Below are 18904 nucleotides of genomic sequence, written 5' to 3'. Positions count from 1 at the left end.
GACGATGAAAATTAACCGTTTAAGATATATTCCGGCAGCGCTCATTCTGGTGCTGACCTGGGCATCCTGTTCCTCACCGGAGAAAAAGCAGGAACGTCCGAACATCCTCATGATCATGTCCGACAACCAGTCATGGAACCATGTGGGCAGTTATGGTGATAAAATTGTACGTACCCCCAATATGGACCGTATTGCGGCCGAAGGTGTGCGTTTTACCAATGCTTTCTGCAGTTCGCCTTCCTGTACCCCTGCAAGAGCGGCGATGCTGACCGGACAAGACATTTGGCGTTTAAATGAAGGGGCAAATTTATGGGGTGTATTGCCCGTTCAGTATAAGGTTTATCCTGATCTGCTCGAAGAATCGGGCTACCAGATCGGTTTTCAGGGTAAAGGCTGGGGACCCGGTAGTTTTGAAGCCAATAAAAGGCCAAGAAATCCGGCAGGAAATAAGTTTGGCAGCTTTGCAGAATTTTTGAAGGGTAAAAAAGAAGGTCCGTGGTGCTACTGGGTTAGCAGTTTGCACCCGCACCGCCCTTATGTAGAAGGTTCTGGTGAAAAAGCTGGTATTGATCCAAATAAAGTAACCGTTCCCGGCTATTTACCCGACCACATCAGTATCAGAAAAGACATTGCTGATTATTATGCTGCAATTGAAACCTTTGACCGAGAATTAGGGGAAACTATAGCGCAATTGAAGGCCAGTGGTGAGCTGGAAAACACGGTAATTGTGGTGTGCAGCGATAACGGCTGGCAAATGCCAAGGGGTTTGGCCAATCTTTATGATTTCGGTACACATGTGCCCCTGATCATTTCATGGCCGGGCAAATTTAAACAGGGGGTAGTGGCCGATAACATGGTTACTTTGAATGATCTGGCACCAACTTTTCTTGAACTGGGAAAAACGAAGGTACCAGCTGAAATGACGGGTAAAAGTTTATTGCCCGTTGTAGAAAACGGAAAAGAGGAAAAATCAAGAGATTTTGTGGTACTGGGCCGTGAACGACACGCTTTCGTTCGTCAGCATGGTCTGGGCTATCCTGGCAGGGCAATCCGTACCAAAGATTATCTGTACATTAAAAATTACGAACCAAACAGATGGCCTGCAGGTGATCCGCCGTTTTATGGAGACATTGATCCTTATATGTTCAACTGGCCCGGTGAAACCAAATATTACCTGATAGAACATAAAAATGATCCGAAAGTGAAGCCGCTTTTTGAATTGAGCATGGGCAAGCGTGCGGCGGAAGAACTGTTTGACATTCACAAAGATCCTGATCAGCTGCACAATCTGGCTGCGCTTCCGGAGTATCAGAAAGTAAAACAGGAATTGGCGGCTAAAATGCGCAATTACCTGATAGAAACGAAAGACCCGAGGGAAACAAACGGAAATTCAAAAGTGTGGGATACTGCTGATTATTTTAGTGAAGTAGATAAAACACCTAAACCAAGCAAAGAGATGCAAAAACGCTTTAAACTGGATTCTGCCTATAATTATCTGAAGTAAGAAAAATGAAGAAATACACCATAAAGGGCTGGATGTTTACGGCATTGTTTGCAGCCGCCGTACAAGCAGGTGCCCAGGCGCCAAAGTCTTCCCGGCCAAATGTGATCATTATCATGACCGATCAGCAGACCGCCGATGCCATGAGCAATGCCGGAAATAAGGACCTGAATACGCCTGCCATGGATGTATTGGCAGCCAATGGTACCCGTTTTACGCGGGCTTACTGTGCGCAGCCCCTGTGCACACCTTCCAGATCGGCCATTTTCAGCGGTAAGATGCCGCATGAGACGGGCTTTACAGGAAACTCGCCTGAAAAAGACGGGCAATGGGCAGACTCCGTATTGATGATGGGCAAAATATTTAAGGCAGGAGGCTACAAAACCGGCTATGTTGGCAAGTGGCACCTGCCTGTTCCTGTAAGCAAGGTTTCACAGCACGGTTTTGAAACCATTGAAAATACGGGGCCGGGTGATTATACTGATGCAGTTACACCATCGCGCTGCGCTGCTTTCATTAAAAAGAACAAAAACAATCCTTTCCTGCTGGTGGCCTCATTTCTGAACCCGCACGACATCTGTGAATGGGCCAGGGGCGACGAATTGAAAATGGACGTACTGGACGCCGCACCCGATACTTCGCAATGCCCCAAACTGCCTGCCAACTGGCGCATTCCGGCACATGAGCCGGCAATTGTAAGGGAGCAGCAGCAGTCGAACCTGCGCACCTATCCTTCTGCTGTAGGCTGGAACGAGACCCAATGGCGCAAATACCGCTGGGCGTATAACCGCCTGGTAGAGAAAGTGGATAACTATATCGCCATGGTATTGGGCTCATTGAAAAAATATGGGATTGAAGACAATACCATCATCATTTTTACCAGTGATCATGGTGATGGTTACGCTGCACACGAATGGAACCAGAAACAGGTGCTTTACGAAGAGTCGGCAAAAATCCCTTTCATCATTTCCAGAATAGGGCAGTGGAAAGCCCGGACCGACGATCAGCTGGTGTGTAATGGCATTGATATCATTCCAACCATATGCGGCTTTGCCGGAATTCCTAAACCATCTGGCTTAAAAGGACTTGACCTGAGCAGACGTGTGGCCAACCCGGCTTTAAAACTGCGCGATACGCTGGTCATAGAAACCGACTTTGCAGACAACGAGCGTTTGCTGGGCATCAGGGGCAGAGCGGTGATTACCAAAGATTTTAAATATATAGTTTACGATAAAGGAGAGATCAGGGAACAGCTGTTTAACCTGACAAATGATCCGGGAGAAATGGATAACCTGGCGGTTAAACCGGCAGGCAAAAAGACCCTGAACCAGATGCGCAGCTACCTGAAAAACTGGACCAAAGCACATGGCGACTCCTTTAACGCTTTGGTCAGATAGAGAAAAAAAGCGTATATTCAACGATTTTAAACGGGGGGTATCATGAGAAGGGCTGCTTTATACGGTTGTAGTTTGCTGGTAGTACTGGTGGGCCTGGTTTATGCCGGCTTTGCCCAGGACATGCCAGTGAATGGGATAAAGCGTTATTTCAGGGGTATTTCTGTAGATAAAGGACTTTCGCAAAGCACTGTATTTGCCATTGTTCAGGATACCCTGGGCTTTATGTGGATGGCCACACAGGATGGGCTTAACCGTTACGACGGAGAGAGTTTTGCCGTTTACAGGCCATCTAAAGGCGATAAAAACAGTTTACAGTCTAACTACATCCGTAGCATTTACCTGGACCATAAAGGGGCGCTTTGGATAGGCGGCAACCAGGGTGTGAGCAGGTACGATTATACCAGCAATAACTTTCAGAACTATAAACTGCCGCGAAAATCCGGGGAATGGTACATTTCCTCGATCATCGAGGATGCAGGAAAGCTGGTTTGGGCCAGTTCCACTTCAGGCGAATTGTTTTACCTGGACCAGCAATCGGATCAGTTCAAACAGGTGAATTTTGATGCATCTGCCCATGGCATAAAAAGCGTTACCCACCTGGCTTTACTCAAAAATACCTTGCTGGTAGGTACAGATGTAGGTTTGTTTAAAATGAATGCAGGTACCCGGAAACTTTCTGCAATAAACCTGGGTGCAAGCAAACCCAGGATCAACGAATTGTTTATGGAGGGGCAGTGGCTGTGGATAGGAACGGAAGGCAACGGCCTGATTAAATACAACCTGCTTAACGGGAATACCAGTCAATACCTGCACCAGGTAACCCAAACATTAAGCCTTGCCGATAACGATGTAAGGGGCATCAGCAAGGACACCCAGGGAAACATCTGGCTCGGTACCTTCAGAGGGCTTTCTATCCTTGACCCTGAAACAGGCGTTTTTCAGAATTATTACCACCAGTCGTCCATACCTTATACCCTTAACCAGAATTCGGTACGCTGTGTTTACCGTGATAAACAGAACGGTATGTGGATGGGGACATTTTACGGGGGCATCAACTATTACCATCAGAACGACATTAAGTTTAACCTGCTGAACCAGAATACAGGAGGGGTGTCATTGAACGATCAGGTGGTCAATGTCATCCGTCAGGATAAAAGCGGTAATTTCTGGATTGGTACCAATGATAAGGGCCTTAATTACTGGAACAGAAAAACCGGCAGCATTAAATATTATACCTATAAGGAATCAGGTACAGGTTCTTTAAGTTCAAATAACATTAAATCGATTGCTTTTGACCCGGGCGGGAAACTGCTGATCGGCACGCATAATGCAGGGCTGAATTTACTGGACCCTGCCAGCGGAAGCAGCAGGGTGTACCGGCATTCGGCCGCCAACCCGGAGAGTATCAGCGGCGACATGGTATATGCTTTGCTGAAAGACCGCCAGAACAGGATCTGGGTGGGTACCAGGACCGGTTTCGACCAGTTCAATACCAGCAGCAATTCCTTTTCCCATATTTATATGGATAAAGCCGGGAAACGTTTGACTTCTGACGAGGTGACCTATTTGCTGGAAGATTCCAAAAACAGGATCTGGATAGGTACAACGGATGGGGTAAATATTTTTTATCCGGACAATATGCTTTTCGATCCTTTTCCGGGCAGTATACTGAGCAATGATGTGGTCAATTGTATTGCCGAGGATAAAAAACAAAGGATATGGGTGGGTACACGTGACGGACTGAACCTTTTTGATGAGGGGACCCGCTCTTTTATCAGCTTTAACATGCGTAAGGATTTTCTGAAAGGCACTATTTATGGCATTCAGCCGGATGATGAAGGACTGCTCTGGATTTCTACAAATAAAGGCCTGGTTAAGTTTAATCCGGATACCCGTCAGGTACAGGTATTCGACAATAAAGACGGCCTGCAGAACAACCAGTTTAACCTGTATGCCTTTTGTAAGGCATCAGACGGCATGATGCTTTTCGGAGGTATCAACGGGATTTCCTATTTCTATCCTAAAGATTTAAAACAAAACAAGCAGCAGCTGAAGGTGACCTTTACCGGGCTGGAAGTGTTTAACAAAACTGTGGTGCCTGATGATGGCTACGATGTGCTGGACCGGCATATAGACCAGGCCGAAAAGCTTACTTTCAGGCATGACCTGAAACAGTTCAGCATTTTTTTTAATGCTTTTAACTATATCGCCCCCAATAAAACGAAATACCAGTATAAACTGGAGGGCTTCGATACCGACTGGCAGCTGACAGAAAATGTGTCTAAAGCCAGTTATACCAATCTGCAGCCCGGAACGTATATGTTTCATGTAAAGGCCATTGGTCCGCTGGGCGAAAGCAGTGCGGTAAAAAGTCTGGAAATTGTGGTGCTGCCACCCTGGTGGAACAGCAACTGGTTTTACCTGCTGGTATCTATGCTTGCAGCGGGCGCAGGGTATATGGTCTACAAAGTGGTTTCAGAAAGGATCAGGACACTGCACCAGCTGAAACTGGAACGTATGGAAAGGGAAAAAGTAAACTACATCAACCAGATGAAGATGGACTTTTTTACCAATGTTTCTCATGAATTCAGGACGCCGTTAACCCTGATCCTGGCACCGCTGGAAGAAATACTGAGCAAACCTTCGGCCGATAAGTCGCTCCGCAAGCACCATGAAATGATGCTGCTGAATGCCAAGCGGCTGTATCACCTGGTAGACCAGCTGTTTGAATTCAAGAAGACCGAACTGGGTACCAAAAAACTAAAGGTAAACAAAGCCGATATGGTCAGCTTTATCCACGAGGTATACAGTTCATTTGTTACCTTGTCTGATAAAAACCACATCAAATACACCTTCAATTCTACTGAAGCCAAGCTGTCTTTTTATTTCGATAAGGATGCCATTGAAAAGATCTTGTTTAACCTGCTTTCCAATGCCTTTAAATACACTTCGGCGGGCGGGACAATTGCGGTTGAGCTTTCTAAAAAGAACGGAAATGCGCTGATAAAGGTCAGCGACTCCGGAATAGGGATTGATCCCCAGCATCAGGACAGAATATTTGACCGTTTTTACCAGGTAAACGGACAGGAAATGAACCTGGGTTCGGGGGTTGGACTTGCATTTACCCGGCGTTTGGTAGAGCTGCACCACGGCCAGATCACTGTAGACAGTGCATTGGGCGAGGGGGCCAGTTTCCTGGTAAGCCTGCCGGTAGACGATGAACAATATGACGCCGATGAACATACGGAGAACGTAAATTACGCACTTTCTGTAGAGAATGAACCCTATAAAACTGAGGAGCCGGAACTGGCTGAAACCACTAAGGAAGATCCTGCTGTTGAAAAGGAGAAACTGCTGGTTATAGACGATAACCGGGAAATTGTGGCTTACCTGAGCAACTATTTTAGCCATACGTATCAGGTCAGCACAGCTTACGATGGTCGGGAGGCGCTGGAGCTGCTGGAAGAAGAACAGGTAGACCTCATTATCTGCGATGTGATGATGCCGGAACTGGACGGCATACATTTCTGTAAAAAAATAAAACAGAACATCCAGACCTGTCATATCCCTGTTGTGCTGCTTACCGCTAAAAACGAAACCGACCACCAGATCAAAGGCCTGGAGGTAGGTGCAGACGATTATGTAACCAAACCTTTTTCCATCGCTCTGCTGGAAGCCAAGCTCCAGAATATCGTCCGCTCACGCAAAAGGCTTAAGGAATATTATTCCAGCTCTACAGAGATCATTCCTGAAAACATTGCCTTTAATACACTGGATGAAGACTTTTTAAGGGAGGCCATTGCCATTATTGAAAACCACATTACCGAGTCGGATTTCTCTGTAGACAAATTCAGCAGGGAGATTGGCATGAGCCGCTCTAACCTGTACCTGAAATTAAAGGCCATTACCGGCGAGTCTGCTACTGATTTTATCAAAAGGATCCGCTTTAAGAAAGCGGTGGAACTGATGGAATCCAGGCAATATACCATTGCACAGGTGGCTTACATGTCGGGTTTCAATTCTCCATCTTATTTTTCTACTGCCTTTAAGCAATATTACGATTGCATGCCTACCGAGTACCTTGCAAAAAAGGATCTGGAGCGAAATTCCTGAGTTTTAGTACAAAATCTAAATCATAAAAGACAATATTGAAACCCTTTTGGGGGCTTTCGGGGTAATTTCGATTTTATAAACCTTTAGAAAAATTGAAAAAATCTTACGCTATCGGAATTGATGTTGGCGGCTCATCCCTGAAATGCGGACTGGTAAACAGTGCCGGAGAAGTTATCTATTCCTTTTTATTTCCATTGAACAATGTTTTAACCGAAGGGGAGGTCATTGCCTTTATCCATGCGGCCATACGCAAGTGTATTGAACAATCACCAGAAAAAGTACTGGGTGTGGGCATTGGCTTTCCGGGTATTGTAGACAACAATATTGTAATTGGCGGGGCCGACAACCTGCCCGGCTTTGAAAACCTGGACCTGGGCAGCATCATAGCTGCTTCTACACACCTGAATGTGGTGATCGACAACGATGCCAATATGATGGGCTGGGGCGAGCTGATCTACGGATCGGCAGACAACTGCTCAGACGTGGTTTTCATTACAGTGGGAACCGGTATAGGCGGGGGGCTGATCATAGAAGGCAAGCTGTATGGGGGCTATAAAAACAGGGGGACAGAGCTGGGGCACATCACCATACAGCATGGCGGCGTCAAATGCAGTTGCGGGGCCTCGGGCTGCTTTGAGGCCTATGCCTCTGTTGCGGCACTGATTGAGGATTATGCGGCTATGCATGGGACCGATGCTTCGGGCATTACCGGGAGGATGATTGTAGAGAATTACCGTGCAAACGAACCGCAGGCCCTGAAAGCCATGGGGAAACATTTTGATTATATGGCAGCCGGTGTTGCCAGCTTTATCAATGTTTTTAGCCCGCAAAAAGTTGTGATAGGTGGGGGGATCAGCGAAGCCGGTGATTTTTACATAGAGGAGATCAGCAAAAGGGTATTGCAGATGGCAATGCCCGGAACTAGTCAATATACCCGTATTGTAGCGGCAAGATTAGGCAACCAGGCTGGTTTGCTGGGCTGCGCGGCCAGGGTGTTTTCAAATTTTAACCATTTAAAAAACTAAATATGCAGCGTAACAATTTCCTGGTCGGCGTGATTTTGCTCATCTGGTTTGTGATTTCCTTTGTAACCAATATTCTGGGGCCTTTAATGCCCATCATTATCCAAACCTACAAACTGAGCCTTACAATGGCGGCATTTCTGCCTTTTTCATTTTTTCTGGCCTACGGGATCATGTCTATCCCTTCGGGGATCATGATCGAAAAGCTGGGCGAGAAGAAATCCATGCTCATTGCTTTCTCCCTGAATTTTATTGGCGCTATTGCCTTTGGACTATATCCGCAATACGGGATAGCCCTGGCTTCGCTGTTTATCATAGGCATAGGGATGGCCATGCTGCAGGTGATCATCAATCCATTGATGCGTACTTCAGGCGGCGAAGAGAATTTTGCCTTCTTTTCGGTACTGGGGCAATTGGTGTTTGGCCTGGCCTCCTTTATCAGCCCTTTTGTATTTTCGTACCTGCTTGCCGAACTGTCGGCAAGCCCGGTTCAGAACCCTTTTATTGGCATGCTGGCAGGCCTGGTTAAAGACGGCTTGTCCTGGACAGCGTTGTACTGGCTGTTCAGCTTTATCTTTTTACTGATCCTGGTATTGCTTTCCTTTATCAAAATGCCGGTGGTAGAGTTAAAGGATGATGAAAAATCGGGTGCCGGCAGTGTTTACCTCGGACTGTTAAAAAACAGGGATGTAATCTTGTTTTTTCTCGGAATTGTAGCCTACGTAGGTACAGAACAGGCATTGGCCAACTGGATGTCGGAATTCTTGAGGAGCTATCACCAGGTAGATCCCAATAAGGAAGGCGCGCAGGCGGTGGCCTGGTTCTGGGGCCTGATGTCGTTAGGCTGCCTGCTCGGACTTGCCCTGTTAAAACTCTGGGACTCCAGGGCAGTGCTGAAAGTGGCCACACTTATTGCCGTAGGGGTGCTTTCCATAGCCTTATTTGGCAGTAAAGAACTGGCGGTTTATGCTTTTCCGGCTGCAGGTTTTTTCATTTCAGTGATGTTCTCTATTATCTTTTCACTGGCCCTGAATTCGGTGGTACAGCACCATGGTTCCTTTTCGGGGATATTGTGTTCGGGTATTTTTGGGGGCGCACTGGTGCCTTTGATCATTGGCTCGCTGGGCGACTGGATAGGCCTGCGCTTTGCATTGATGTTCCTGTACATTACCCTCGCTTATATCCTGTTCCTGGCTTTTTATGCCAAACCTATTGTAAACAACAAAACGGTTAGCCTGAAACAGCTGCTGGGAAGAAAATAAATAATAACTATATTGCTACGCTCTTCTTACCGAATATCATTTTGGAAAGACAGCATAACAAATGTAACCCAGAGAATTGTCAAACATTAACTAACCGGATATGAATTTATTAAAAAATAGATTTGCTTTAAAACTACAAACAACGGCTGTCTTACTGGCTTGTCTTACCGCTTGTAAAAGTGTAAAAACAGGCGCTTCTAATGTTTCCATTAAAAATCCTGAGGCAAAATTAGGTTGGGAACTTGGTGCTCAGGCCTATACTTTCCGATTGTTCACATTTACCGAGGCAATTAAAAAGATCGATAGCTGTAACTTAAGGTATGTGGAGGCTTACCCGGGCCAGAAGATTGGTGGCGGTATAGAAGGAACAATGGGGCCGGATATGGATGAGGCTAAAAGAAAATCTGTGTTAGCGAAACTTAAAGAAAATCATGTAAAAGTCGTGGCATTTGGTGTTACCGCTGCTAAGAGCGAAGCTGACTGGATTAAGTTATTTGAATTCTGCAAGGCAATGGGTATTCATACCATTACTTCAGAGCCTAATGAAAAAGATTTGCAGTTGATATCCGACCTATGCGATAAATACCAGATCAATGTTGCCATTCACAATCACCCGGATCCCTCTCATTACTGGAATCCTGAGGTGGTATTAAAGGCCATCAAAGGAAAAAGCAAACGCCTGGGCGCATGTGCTGATATCGGTCACTGGGTACGTTCAGGATTAGATCCGGTTGAATGCCTGAAAAAACTTGACGGACACGTATTGCACTCACACATGAAAGATCTTCATGAAAAAGGTAAGGGGGGGCATGATGTACATTGGGGAGAAGGTGTTGCTGACATCCCGGCTGTTATTGCAGAGCTAAAGCGACAAAACTTTAAAGGGGCTATCTCAGCTGAATATGAATACAACTGGAAAAGCAACAGCGCTGACGTTGCCGCCAGTGTAGTTAACTTCCGCAACCTGGTATCTAAATTGTAACTGACCATCGCCGGATATTCCGGACTTTCAGCAAGAGGAGTGCCCAAAGCACTCCTCTTTTTTTATCCAATCTGCATCGCCGCAAGAGTTGATAAATCTTATATGTACAATTGTATGTACAATTAATAAAAATATTGTATTTTCAATTTTCAAAAGATAAATATGAGCTACAATCGACGACGTTTTATTGAGGACAGCATGACTGTCACAACAGCGCTGTTTTTAACATCGCTGGATGGCTTCGGATCAGCCAATCGTTTGCCCGGAAATGAGGCGAAGGGTTTTGATTTGAAAATTATGGCACCCTACTGGGGCTTTAATGGCAATGTAACCGACTTCTGCCAGAAAGCAAAAAAAGACGGGTATGATGGTGTGGAAATTTTATGGCCATCAGACCAGGTCACTCAAAAAGCATTGTTCAACGCGCTTCGGGAATACCAGCTCAGCGTAGGCTTTCTTTGCCGTGGAGACGAAACTGAGCCCGGGGTTCATTTTACCACATTTCAAAAAGTACTGGCCGAAGCAGCAGGGAACGCCTATCAGCCACCGCTGTACATTAATGTCCATTCAGGAAAAGACTTTTTTACCTACGATGAAAATAAAAAATTCATTGACTTTACCATTCATTACACCCAAAAAACAGGTGTGCCTATTTACCACGAAACACACCGGTCGAGGATGCTTTATTCAGCCCCGGCATCTTTGCCTTACCTGCAGCGAAATCCTGATCTGAGGCTTACGCTTGATATTTCGCATTGGTGTAACGTGAGCGAAAGCCTGCTTGAAGATCAACAGCAGACGGTTGACCTGGCAATTTCAAGAACAGACCATGTGCATTCCAGGGTTGGCCATGCCCAGGGCCCACAGGTAAGCGATCCGCGCGCCCCGGAATGGAAAGCTGCTGTAGCTGCACATTTTGCATGGTGGGATAAGGTAGTGGCTTTAAAAAAAGAACAGGGCAAAACACTGACTATGCTTACAGAGTTTGGCCCGCCTGCTTATATGCCAACCATTCCTTTTACCAACCAGCCCATCGCCGATCAATGGGCAATAAATGTGTTTATGATGCAGGCCTGGAAAAAAAGATACCTGTAAGCTTTTTAATAATTTAATAAACAATCAGCACCTAAAATTAGTCAGATGGATATTTTGCAGACATTATACAATGAAATTATAGGGTTCTTTGGCATCGGTGGCATCATAAAGATGGTACAGTCCGGCGATTACAGCGCTTTGTCTACCCTTGGCGGAATACAAATGGTAATGGGAGCCCTTATCCCATTTCTATTGCTTTTTGAAATTCTTCGGGCCTTCTTTTATAAGCGATTTAAGATAGAGGACTATAAGATCCCCTTCCTGGTATTTGTACTAAACCGTTTCGTTTCAAACTTCATTTCAATTGCCGCAGTAACATTTTGCATTGGCCTGCTCGAAAAATGGGCTGTTTTTACCACAACTTTTACCTGGTACTGGCTCATTTATGGTTACATCATATGGGAGTTTTCTCATTTTGTTTACCATGCCCTCGGACATAAAGTCCGGATCCTTTGGTGCCTCCATTCCACCCATCATGCACCACAGCAAATGAACCTTTCTGTTAATTTTGCCCATTTCTTCCTGGAAGCACCCTATGCCGATGTGGTGCGCACCTCAATTTGCATTTTACTGGGCGTTAATCCGGCGCTACTGTTTTTTATCATGTTCATCGATGGTTTCTGGGGATCTTTTATTCATATCGGCGAAAATATACTGAAAGACGCCAGGCTGGGTTTCTTAAACCACATTTTGCTAACGCCATCACATCACCGTGTACACCATGCAAAAAATCCATTGTATATGGACACGAATTTCTGCAACCTGTTAAACATCTGGGACCATGTTTTTGGTACTTATCAGAATGAAAGGATGGACATTAAAATAGAATATGGCATCACCAGGGAAATGAACCCCAACAGTTTATGGGATGTGTATTTCGGGGAATTTGTTTGCCTGGGAAAGGATATTGCTGCTGCCCCTGGCTTAAAAAACAAATTGCTGTACATCGTTATGCCCCCCGGATGGAGCCATTCCGGAGATCATAAAACTGCTAAAATTACAAGAACAGCATTTATTGAGGGTGAGCGTAAGGACAAAGATAAATAAAGCTTATCGGCTCCGGCTTTGTTGTTGTCTCAGGCATGCAGATCATTGATGCTGAAGAAATAGATATCCCAAGGCTACAGGGGTGTAAAGGCGTCTATTTTTTTAACTTTGCGGTATGACTCAATTACATCAGAAAGCTGTGACCTTACAAGATGTTGCCGATAAGACCGGATTGTCCAGATCCACTGTATCTAAAGCATTAAGGGACAGTCATGAAATTAGCGGAAAGACAAAGAAATTAGTTGCCGACTGTGCAAGGGAGTTGAATTACCATCCGAACCTCGCTGCAAGGAGTTTGAGGTATGGGCGGAGCCGTTCAATAGGTGTTGTTGTTTCAGAAATAGACAACCCGTTTTTTGCCCAGGTAATCAACGGTATCGAGTCTATAGCTGATGAAAAGGGCTACAGCATTATCATCACGCAGACACATGAATCTTATGAATATGAGCTGCGTAACGTAAGAGATCTTTACAGCAAATCAATAGACGGACTCCTGATTTCTGTTACGACAGAAACCCAGGATGCGGAACACTTACTTGAGCTGAAAGCCAGGGGCCTGCCGATTGTACTTTTTGATCGTGTAAGCGACAAAATTGAGGCACATAAAGTTATAGCCGATAATTTAAAAGGTGCTTACGAGGCCACCTGCCACCTGATTCGGTCCGGATACCGGAAAATAGCACACATTACCAGCTCTGCCAATGCATCGATTACTGCCGAGCGTTTACAGGGCTACAAACTGGCCTTGCAGGAACATCACATAGAATTGGATGAGCAATATATTAAATATTGCCCGCATGGCGGAAAAAATGATGAGGAGATAAAAGATGCCCTGGCAGAATTGTTAAACGTTGATAACAAGCCAGATGCTATTTTTACCGCTTCCGACAGGATCACGACCACAACATTGGCGCTGCTGAAAAAAAACGGGATCAGGATACCGGAAGAGCTGGGGCTCCTGGGTTTCACCAATACCCACCTGGCAGATATTTTGAACCCTCCGTTAAGTTCTGTATTCCAGCCGGGATTCGAAATGGGAGCAAAGGCCACCCAGCTCCTGATCAGCCAGATTGAAAATAAACGAACCGAATCATTTGAAACGGTGATTTTTCCAACTTCATTGTTCATCAGGAGTTCAACGATAACTGGTCACATGGGATAATTTAAAAGACTTTTTGGGCTTCAGTCACTGAAATCTGCTTAAAAATTGTTAGAGAAAAATTAAGGATATCTCGTTGGGAAACAATAACTTTAGGCAAGTTAAAACTCCTGTAGTAACGGAAGGGAATTTACAGCAGCAGTAAGGGTTATTTCGGGGGATCCTCTAAATTAATTATTAATCTGTGTCTCATGGTTTATGCCTCAAAAAAACTGCTTTCAGTAGTATTTTTCTCCTTTTTTATGACGATTTATGCTCTTGCCCAGCAACCCGGTTACCAGCTTTTTTATACCAAACCCGCCATAAAATGGACAGATGCCCTCCCCATAGGCAATGGCCGTTTAGGGGCTATGGTATTTGGTGGTATAGAAAAAGACCGCATTCAGTTTAACGAAGAAACATTATGGACGGGCGGCCCAAGGGATTATAACCATAAGGGAGCGGCCGCTTACCTGCCGCAGATCAGGCAATTGCTGTTTGAAGGTAAACAACAGGAGGCCGAAAAACTGGCTGCCGAAAAATTTATGGGTACCACAAGCAAACCCCTTGATCCCCAGGTTGCGCCAGAATTCCAGGCCAGCTATCAGCCATTTGGAGACTTGTACCTCGACTTTAAAACAGATGCCACGGCTGCTTCAAACTATAAACGTAAACTGGATCTGAATACCGCCGTAGCCAGTACGGCCTATAGCCTGAATGGCGTAAACTACCTCCGGGAGTATTTTGTGTCGCAACCCAACCAGGCAGTGGTGATCCGTTTGACGGCAGATAAAAAAGCAAATATTAGCCTGGATGCTGCTTTGTCCAGTCCGCATAAATACCATATGCTAAAAAAAATAAATGAAAATACCCTTGCCTTGTCCCTAAGGGTGAGCGGTGGTGTACTGAAAGGCGAGAGTCAGTTGCGGGCGGTAATTACCGGGGGAAAGCTGTTGATGGGGCAGGGGAAAATCAGCATTACAGCTGCTGATGCGGTAACGTTTTACCTGACGGCAGGAACCAATTTTGTAAACGACAAAGATGTAACGGGACTTCCGGCAAATGCCTGTATAAAAACCCTAACAGGCTTAACAACCAAAACCTATGCCCAGGTTAAAGCTGCCCATGTCAAAGAATACCAGAAATACTACCAGGCCTTTTCGGTAAGTTTTGGAAATGATGTGTATGCAGCTATGCCTACAGATGAGCGGATAGAGAAATTTGCCGGTTCGGACGACGCTGGTCTTGCGGCACTGTATATGCAGTATGGCCGGTATTTATTGATTTCAAGCTCCAGGCCGGGCACACAGCCCGCAAACCTGCAGGGCATCTGGAATGAACTCCTGACCCCACCCTGGGGCAGTAAGTATACCACCAACATTAACCTGGAAATGAACTACTGGCCAACAGGGGTGTTGAATCTGGGCGCAATGAACCAGCCGCTGTTTAAAAAAATAAATGCCCTGGCGAAAAATGGGACGCAGACTGCCAGAATACATTACAATGCAAACGGATGGGTATTGCACCACAATACCGATCTCTGGAATGGTACCGCACCCATAAATGCTTCAGATCATGGCATCTGGGTAACCGGTGCAGGCTGGTTAAGTCAGCACTTGTGGGAGCATTACCTTTTCACACAGGATTTTAATTTTCTGAGAAATGAGGCTTATCCGATTATGAAACAGGCCGCAGTCTTTTTTAGTGATTTTTTAGTTAAAGACCCAAAAACGGGCTGGCTGATCAGTACGCCTTCCAATTCGCCCGAAAATGGTGGACTGGTAGCCGGACCAACCATGGACCATCAGATCATCCGGACGCTTTTTAAGAACTGTATTGCGGCAACCGAGCTGCTGGGAACAGACACAGCTTTCAGGAAAAACCTGCAGCAGAAAATTACATTGATTGCCCCCAACCAGATTGGCAAATACAACCAGCTGCAGGAATGGCTGGAAGATAAAGATGACACCACAAGCAAACACCGGCATGTTTCGCATTTATGGGGCGTGCATCCCGGAAACGACATTACCTGGGATACACCTGATCTGATGCGGGCGGCCAGGCAATCCTTAATTTATCGTGGTGATGAAGGTACAGGCTGGAGCCTGGCCTGGAAGATCAACTTCTGGTCGAGATTTAAAGATGGAGAGCATGCCATGAAAATGTTGAAAATGCTCATCAGTCCGGCTGAAAAAGGAGGAGGAGCTTACCTGAACCTGTTTGATGCACATCCGCCGTTTCAGATCGACGGAAACTTCGGTGGTGCCGCAGGTATTGCAGAAATGCTTTTGCAGAGCCATACGCAGTTCGTTGAACTGCTGCCCGCATTACCAGCCGGTTTACCTGAAGGGGAAGTTAGAGGAATGGGGGCCAGGGGGGGCTTTTTGCTGAATTTTAAGTGGAGCAAAGGGGTGTTGACAGAATTTGAAGTGTACTCGAAAGGAGATGGTGTTTGCCTGTTGCGCTATGGTAACAAAATTACAAGTATTGCCACACAGAAAGGAATGACCTATAAGTTTAACGGGGACCTGGAAAAATTATGATTTAAAAGAATGACATCATCAGATTAATCCTTATCATTGTAACATTAGTGATGCAATAACTTATAAAAATGAGTTTAGTTTCAGATGCTGCATTGATTGAGGGACTGAAGGCGGGAGGATCACAACGGCAAATTTTCGAAAGAGATTTGTACAAGGCCTATTTTTACCTCATCCAGCATGGTACAAAGAAGTATGGCATCACTACCGAAGATGCAGCAAGTGCCTATTCAGATACCATCATCAGCATCATTCAGCAGGTTTTATCAGCTAAGTTCGAAGGAAGGTCTACCCTGAAATCCTACACCTATCAGATTTTTTCCAATAAATGTGTTGACCTTTTGCGAAAAGAAACGACTAATAAACGAAAAGCCGATCATGGAACGTCGTCTATAGACAGCCTGGTGATGGAGCTGCCAGACGGGGCCAGAAACGTAGTGCAGCAGCTGATTGCAAAGGAACAGCGGAGTAGTTTGCTGCAAAGGCTTCAGGAAATAGGTGAAAAATGCAAACAGGTACTGCTTTTTTTTGAAGATGGTTACAGCGACAAAGAAATTGCAGGCATGATGGAGTACAATTCGGCAGAAGTGGTAAAAACCAGCAGGTTGCGCTGCCTGGATAAATTAAAAAAATTAATGACCGGTAGCTTAATGTAAAAATGGAGGAACAGGCATACATAGCAGCTTATTTTGAAGATACATTGCCAGATGAAGCAAGGGCAGGGTTTGAAGAACGTTGTCTGAGCGACCCGCTGTTTGCACGTGAAGTGGCAGACTATGTGATGATGCGCGATGCACTGCGTGAGGAACTGTATCAGCAAAAACGCGAACGTTTCGCCGGACTGTATCAGGAGATGCAAGTGGGGACAGCCAGAAAACAGCCTTATTTCCAGTTTAAGAACCTGGTAGGGTATGCTGCTGCGGCCTGCATAGCCTTAATTGCCGCCTGGCTTATTTTCTTTGGCAACAAGCAACCCGGGGATCTGGCCAACGCTTATGCAGCCACTCATTTTAAACAATTGGGGGTAACCATGGGTGCCGGGGAACAGGAAAAGATGCAGCAGGGAATTGCGGCCTTCAACAAGGGGCGTTATACCGAGGCAGCCCATATTTTTAAAACCTTAAGTAAGGACAGCTCCCTGAAGGCGGAAGCGGTTAAAAACCTGGGTATCGCCCAGTTGATGGCAGGCGATGCTACAGGAGCGATTGCCAGTTTTGATGCACTTGCCGGGATGGACCTGTTTACCAATCCGGGGCTGTTTTACAAGGCAATAGCACTGATGAAACGTTCAGAACCAGCTGACACAGCAGCCGCACGCAAATGCCTGATGGAGGTTGTTGAAAAGAACCTGCCCGGAAAAAGTGATGCTGAGGACTGGTTGAAAAAGCTATAATGGTTGAACCCTATATCCCTAATCCAAATGAACCACCAAAATGAAAACCCCCAACGCCCTGCAGGACCGGCCTGGATCAGCCGGAAGAACCTGAAACTGGAAAGATTGCTGACCCAGTCGTACCGCAAGGATGAACTGATTGTCTTTTACAAAAGAAAACCGACAGAAAAAGACATCAATACCATTCGCGAATCTTTCAGGAAAGCTGGTTTCAAGGCCGATAACATTCAAATTGACAGCTGCGGCAATTGCGATATACCGGTGCAGCGCTGGAGGGCCAAAGGTATCCATACCCTGCTCAGCGGTAATTCCATCAGGGCCGGATCAGGGCCCGCAGCTACCACCGTAGGAGAATCTTATTCCCTTAACTTTCTGAATCAGGTGCCGGCCCCCTCAGCAAAAGAACTCGGTGAAAGCCTGAAGCGCGGATTTGAAGCCGGAAGAAACCAAACACCACAGCGTAAGAAAAATGAAATCGTGATTGCCGTATTGGATACAGGCTTCGATCCCAAACTGGCAGACCCGCAATACCTGTGGAGAGAAGCCGCGGGAACAAAAGGAGAAAAATGTTATCAGGATGTGCATAGCGGCTGGAATTTTGTGCAGGACAATGGCAGTTTTGAGGACGATAACCCGGGCCGGCATGGCAGCATCGTAAGTCAGTATATCATCAACCAGTTCAAACATTCCAAAACCAATGGGCTAAAGATCATGGCGCTGAAAACGCACGACCGGAATGGGGTGGGCGACTTGTTCAGCATCATTTGCGGCATCAATTTCGCCATCGCCAAAGGGGCGAAGATCATCAATGCCAGCTGGGGCTTTTACTACTATTTTGATGCACCGATACCCTACCTGAAAACGCTCATTACAGGTGTGCTCAGAAAAAAAGGCATTTTGTTTGTTACGGCTGCCGGCAACCAGATTGCAGCGGATGATTTAATTGCCAGGCAGATCTATCAGGCAGAATATGGGATCAGTTTAACAGACGATCAGCTGCGCGACCTGGCCATTCATAATTTTTACCCCGCACAGCTCAGTACAGCCACCAATAGTGTAATTGTGGCTACCACTACCGATGGGCGTACCGTAAGTGCTACGCAAAACTATTCCAATAAGTTTGTGGAACTGGGTGTAATGGCCGATCAGTTTACAAGGGCTGGAATGGATTTTGAAGTACCCTTTGACGGTGTAGCGGGTGCTTTTATCAGTGGTTCATCTTTTGCTACGGCCATTGCCAGCGGTACCATAGGTGCCAATTGTGATCCCGCTCTGTATGTGCCCGGTATTCAGAAACAAACCTTTTTACAGTCGCTGAAAACAATGGCGCTTGCCGGTGGCAGCGGAAATATACTGACCGACCTGCCCCCGCTGAGCAAAAAGTATGTGAAAAACGGATCCTGCCTGAAATAAA

Annotated in this window: 13 protein-coding genes; all 13 read left to right on the top strand. The window is 45.9% G+C overall.

Annotation, left to right across the window (positions count from 1 at the left end; translation table 11 throughout):
• Positions 1–4: 4 nt before the first annotated feature.
• A complete protein-coding gene (locus ABIE26_RS09955; protein WP_310137215.1) occupies positions 5–1504 on the top strand; it encodes a sulfatase family protein in 1500 nt (499 codons plus the stop codon).
• A gap of 5 nt (positions 1505–1509) precedes the next feature.
• A complete protein-coding gene (locus ABIE26_RS09950; protein WP_310137217.1) occupies positions 1510–2898 on the top strand; it encodes a sulfatase family protein in 1389 nt (462 codons plus the stop codon).
• Positions 2899–2940: 42 nt separating this feature from the next.
• Positions 2941–7011, top strand: a complete 4071-nt coding sequence (locus ABIE26_RS09945; protein WP_310137218.1) for a hybrid sensor histidine kinase/response regulator transcription factor — start codon at positions 2941–2943, stop codon at positions 7009–7011.
• Between the two features lie 92 nt (positions 7012–7103).
• Positions 7104–8036, top strand: a complete 933-nt coding sequence (locus ABIE26_RS09940) for an ROK family protein (protein WP_310137222.1) — start codon at positions 7104–7106, stop codon at positions 8034–8036.
• A gap of 2 nt (positions 8037–8038) precedes the next feature.
• On the top strand, positions 8039–9295 hold the full coding sequence (locus tag ABIE26_RS09935; protein WP_310137224.1) for an MFS transporter: 1257 nt from the start codon (positions 8039–8041) through the stop codon (positions 9293–9295).
• 100 nt (positions 9296–9395) lie between these two features.
• On the top strand, positions 9396–10277 hold the full coding sequence (locus ABIE26_RS09930; protein WP_310137227.1) for a sugar phosphate isomerase/epimerase family protein: 882 nt from the start codon (positions 9396–9398) through the stop codon (positions 10275–10277).
• Positions 10278–10439: 162 nt separating this feature from the next.
• Entirely contained in the window at positions 10440–11372 is a 933-nt protein-coding gene (locus tag ABIE26_RS09925; protein ID WP_310137230.1) for a sugar phosphate isomerase/epimerase family protein, read from the top strand.
• 45 nt (positions 11373–11417) lie between these two features.
• Complete coding sequence (locus ABIE26_RS09920) at positions 11418–12419, top strand: sterol desaturase family protein (protein WP_310137233.1); 1002 nt, start codon at positions 11418–11420, stop codon at positions 12417–12419.
• Positions 12420–12534: 115 nt separating this feature from the next.
• Complete coding sequence (locus tag ABIE26_RS09915) at positions 12535–13581, top strand: LacI family DNA-binding transcriptional regulator (RefSeq protein WP_310137236.1); 1047 nt, start codon at positions 12535–12537, stop codon at positions 13579–13581.
• A 239-nt stretch (positions 13582–13820) separates the two neighbouring features.
• Positions 13821–16100, top strand: coding sequence for a glycoside hydrolase family 95 protein (locus ABIE26_RS09910; RefSeq protein ID WP_310137238.1), 2280 nt, complete (start codon positions 13821–13823; stop codon positions 16098–16100).
• Between the two features lie 68 nt (positions 16101–16168).
• The gene (locus ABIE26_RS09905) at positions 16169–16753 is read left to right on the top strand and encodes an RNA polymerase sigma factor (RefSeq protein ID WP_310137241.1); all 585 of its coding nucleotides are present in this window, start codon (positions 16169–16171) and stop codon (positions 16751–16753) included.
• A 2-nt stretch (positions 16754–16755) separates the two neighbouring features.
• Complete coding sequence (locus tag ABIE26_RS09900; protein WP_310137243.1) at positions 16756–17490, top strand: tetratricopeptide repeat protein; 735 nt, start codon at positions 16756–16758, stop codon at positions 17488–17490.
• A 27-nt stretch (positions 17491–17517) separates the two neighbouring features.
• A complete protein-coding gene (locus tag ABIE26_RS09895; protein WP_310137245.1) occupies positions 17518–18903 on the top strand; it encodes a S8 family serine peptidase in 1386 nt (461 codons plus the stop codon).
• Position 18904 lies beyond the last annotated feature (1 nt).

Source organism: Pedobacter africanus, from assembly GCF_040548825.1.
Classification (GTDB): domain Bacteria; phylum Bacteroidota; class Bacteroidia; order Sphingobacteriales; family Sphingobacteriaceae; genus Pedobacter; species Pedobacter africanus_A.
Note: the sequence above shows the minus strand (reverse complement) of the source record. Positions and strands in the feature narration are given on the sequence as shown.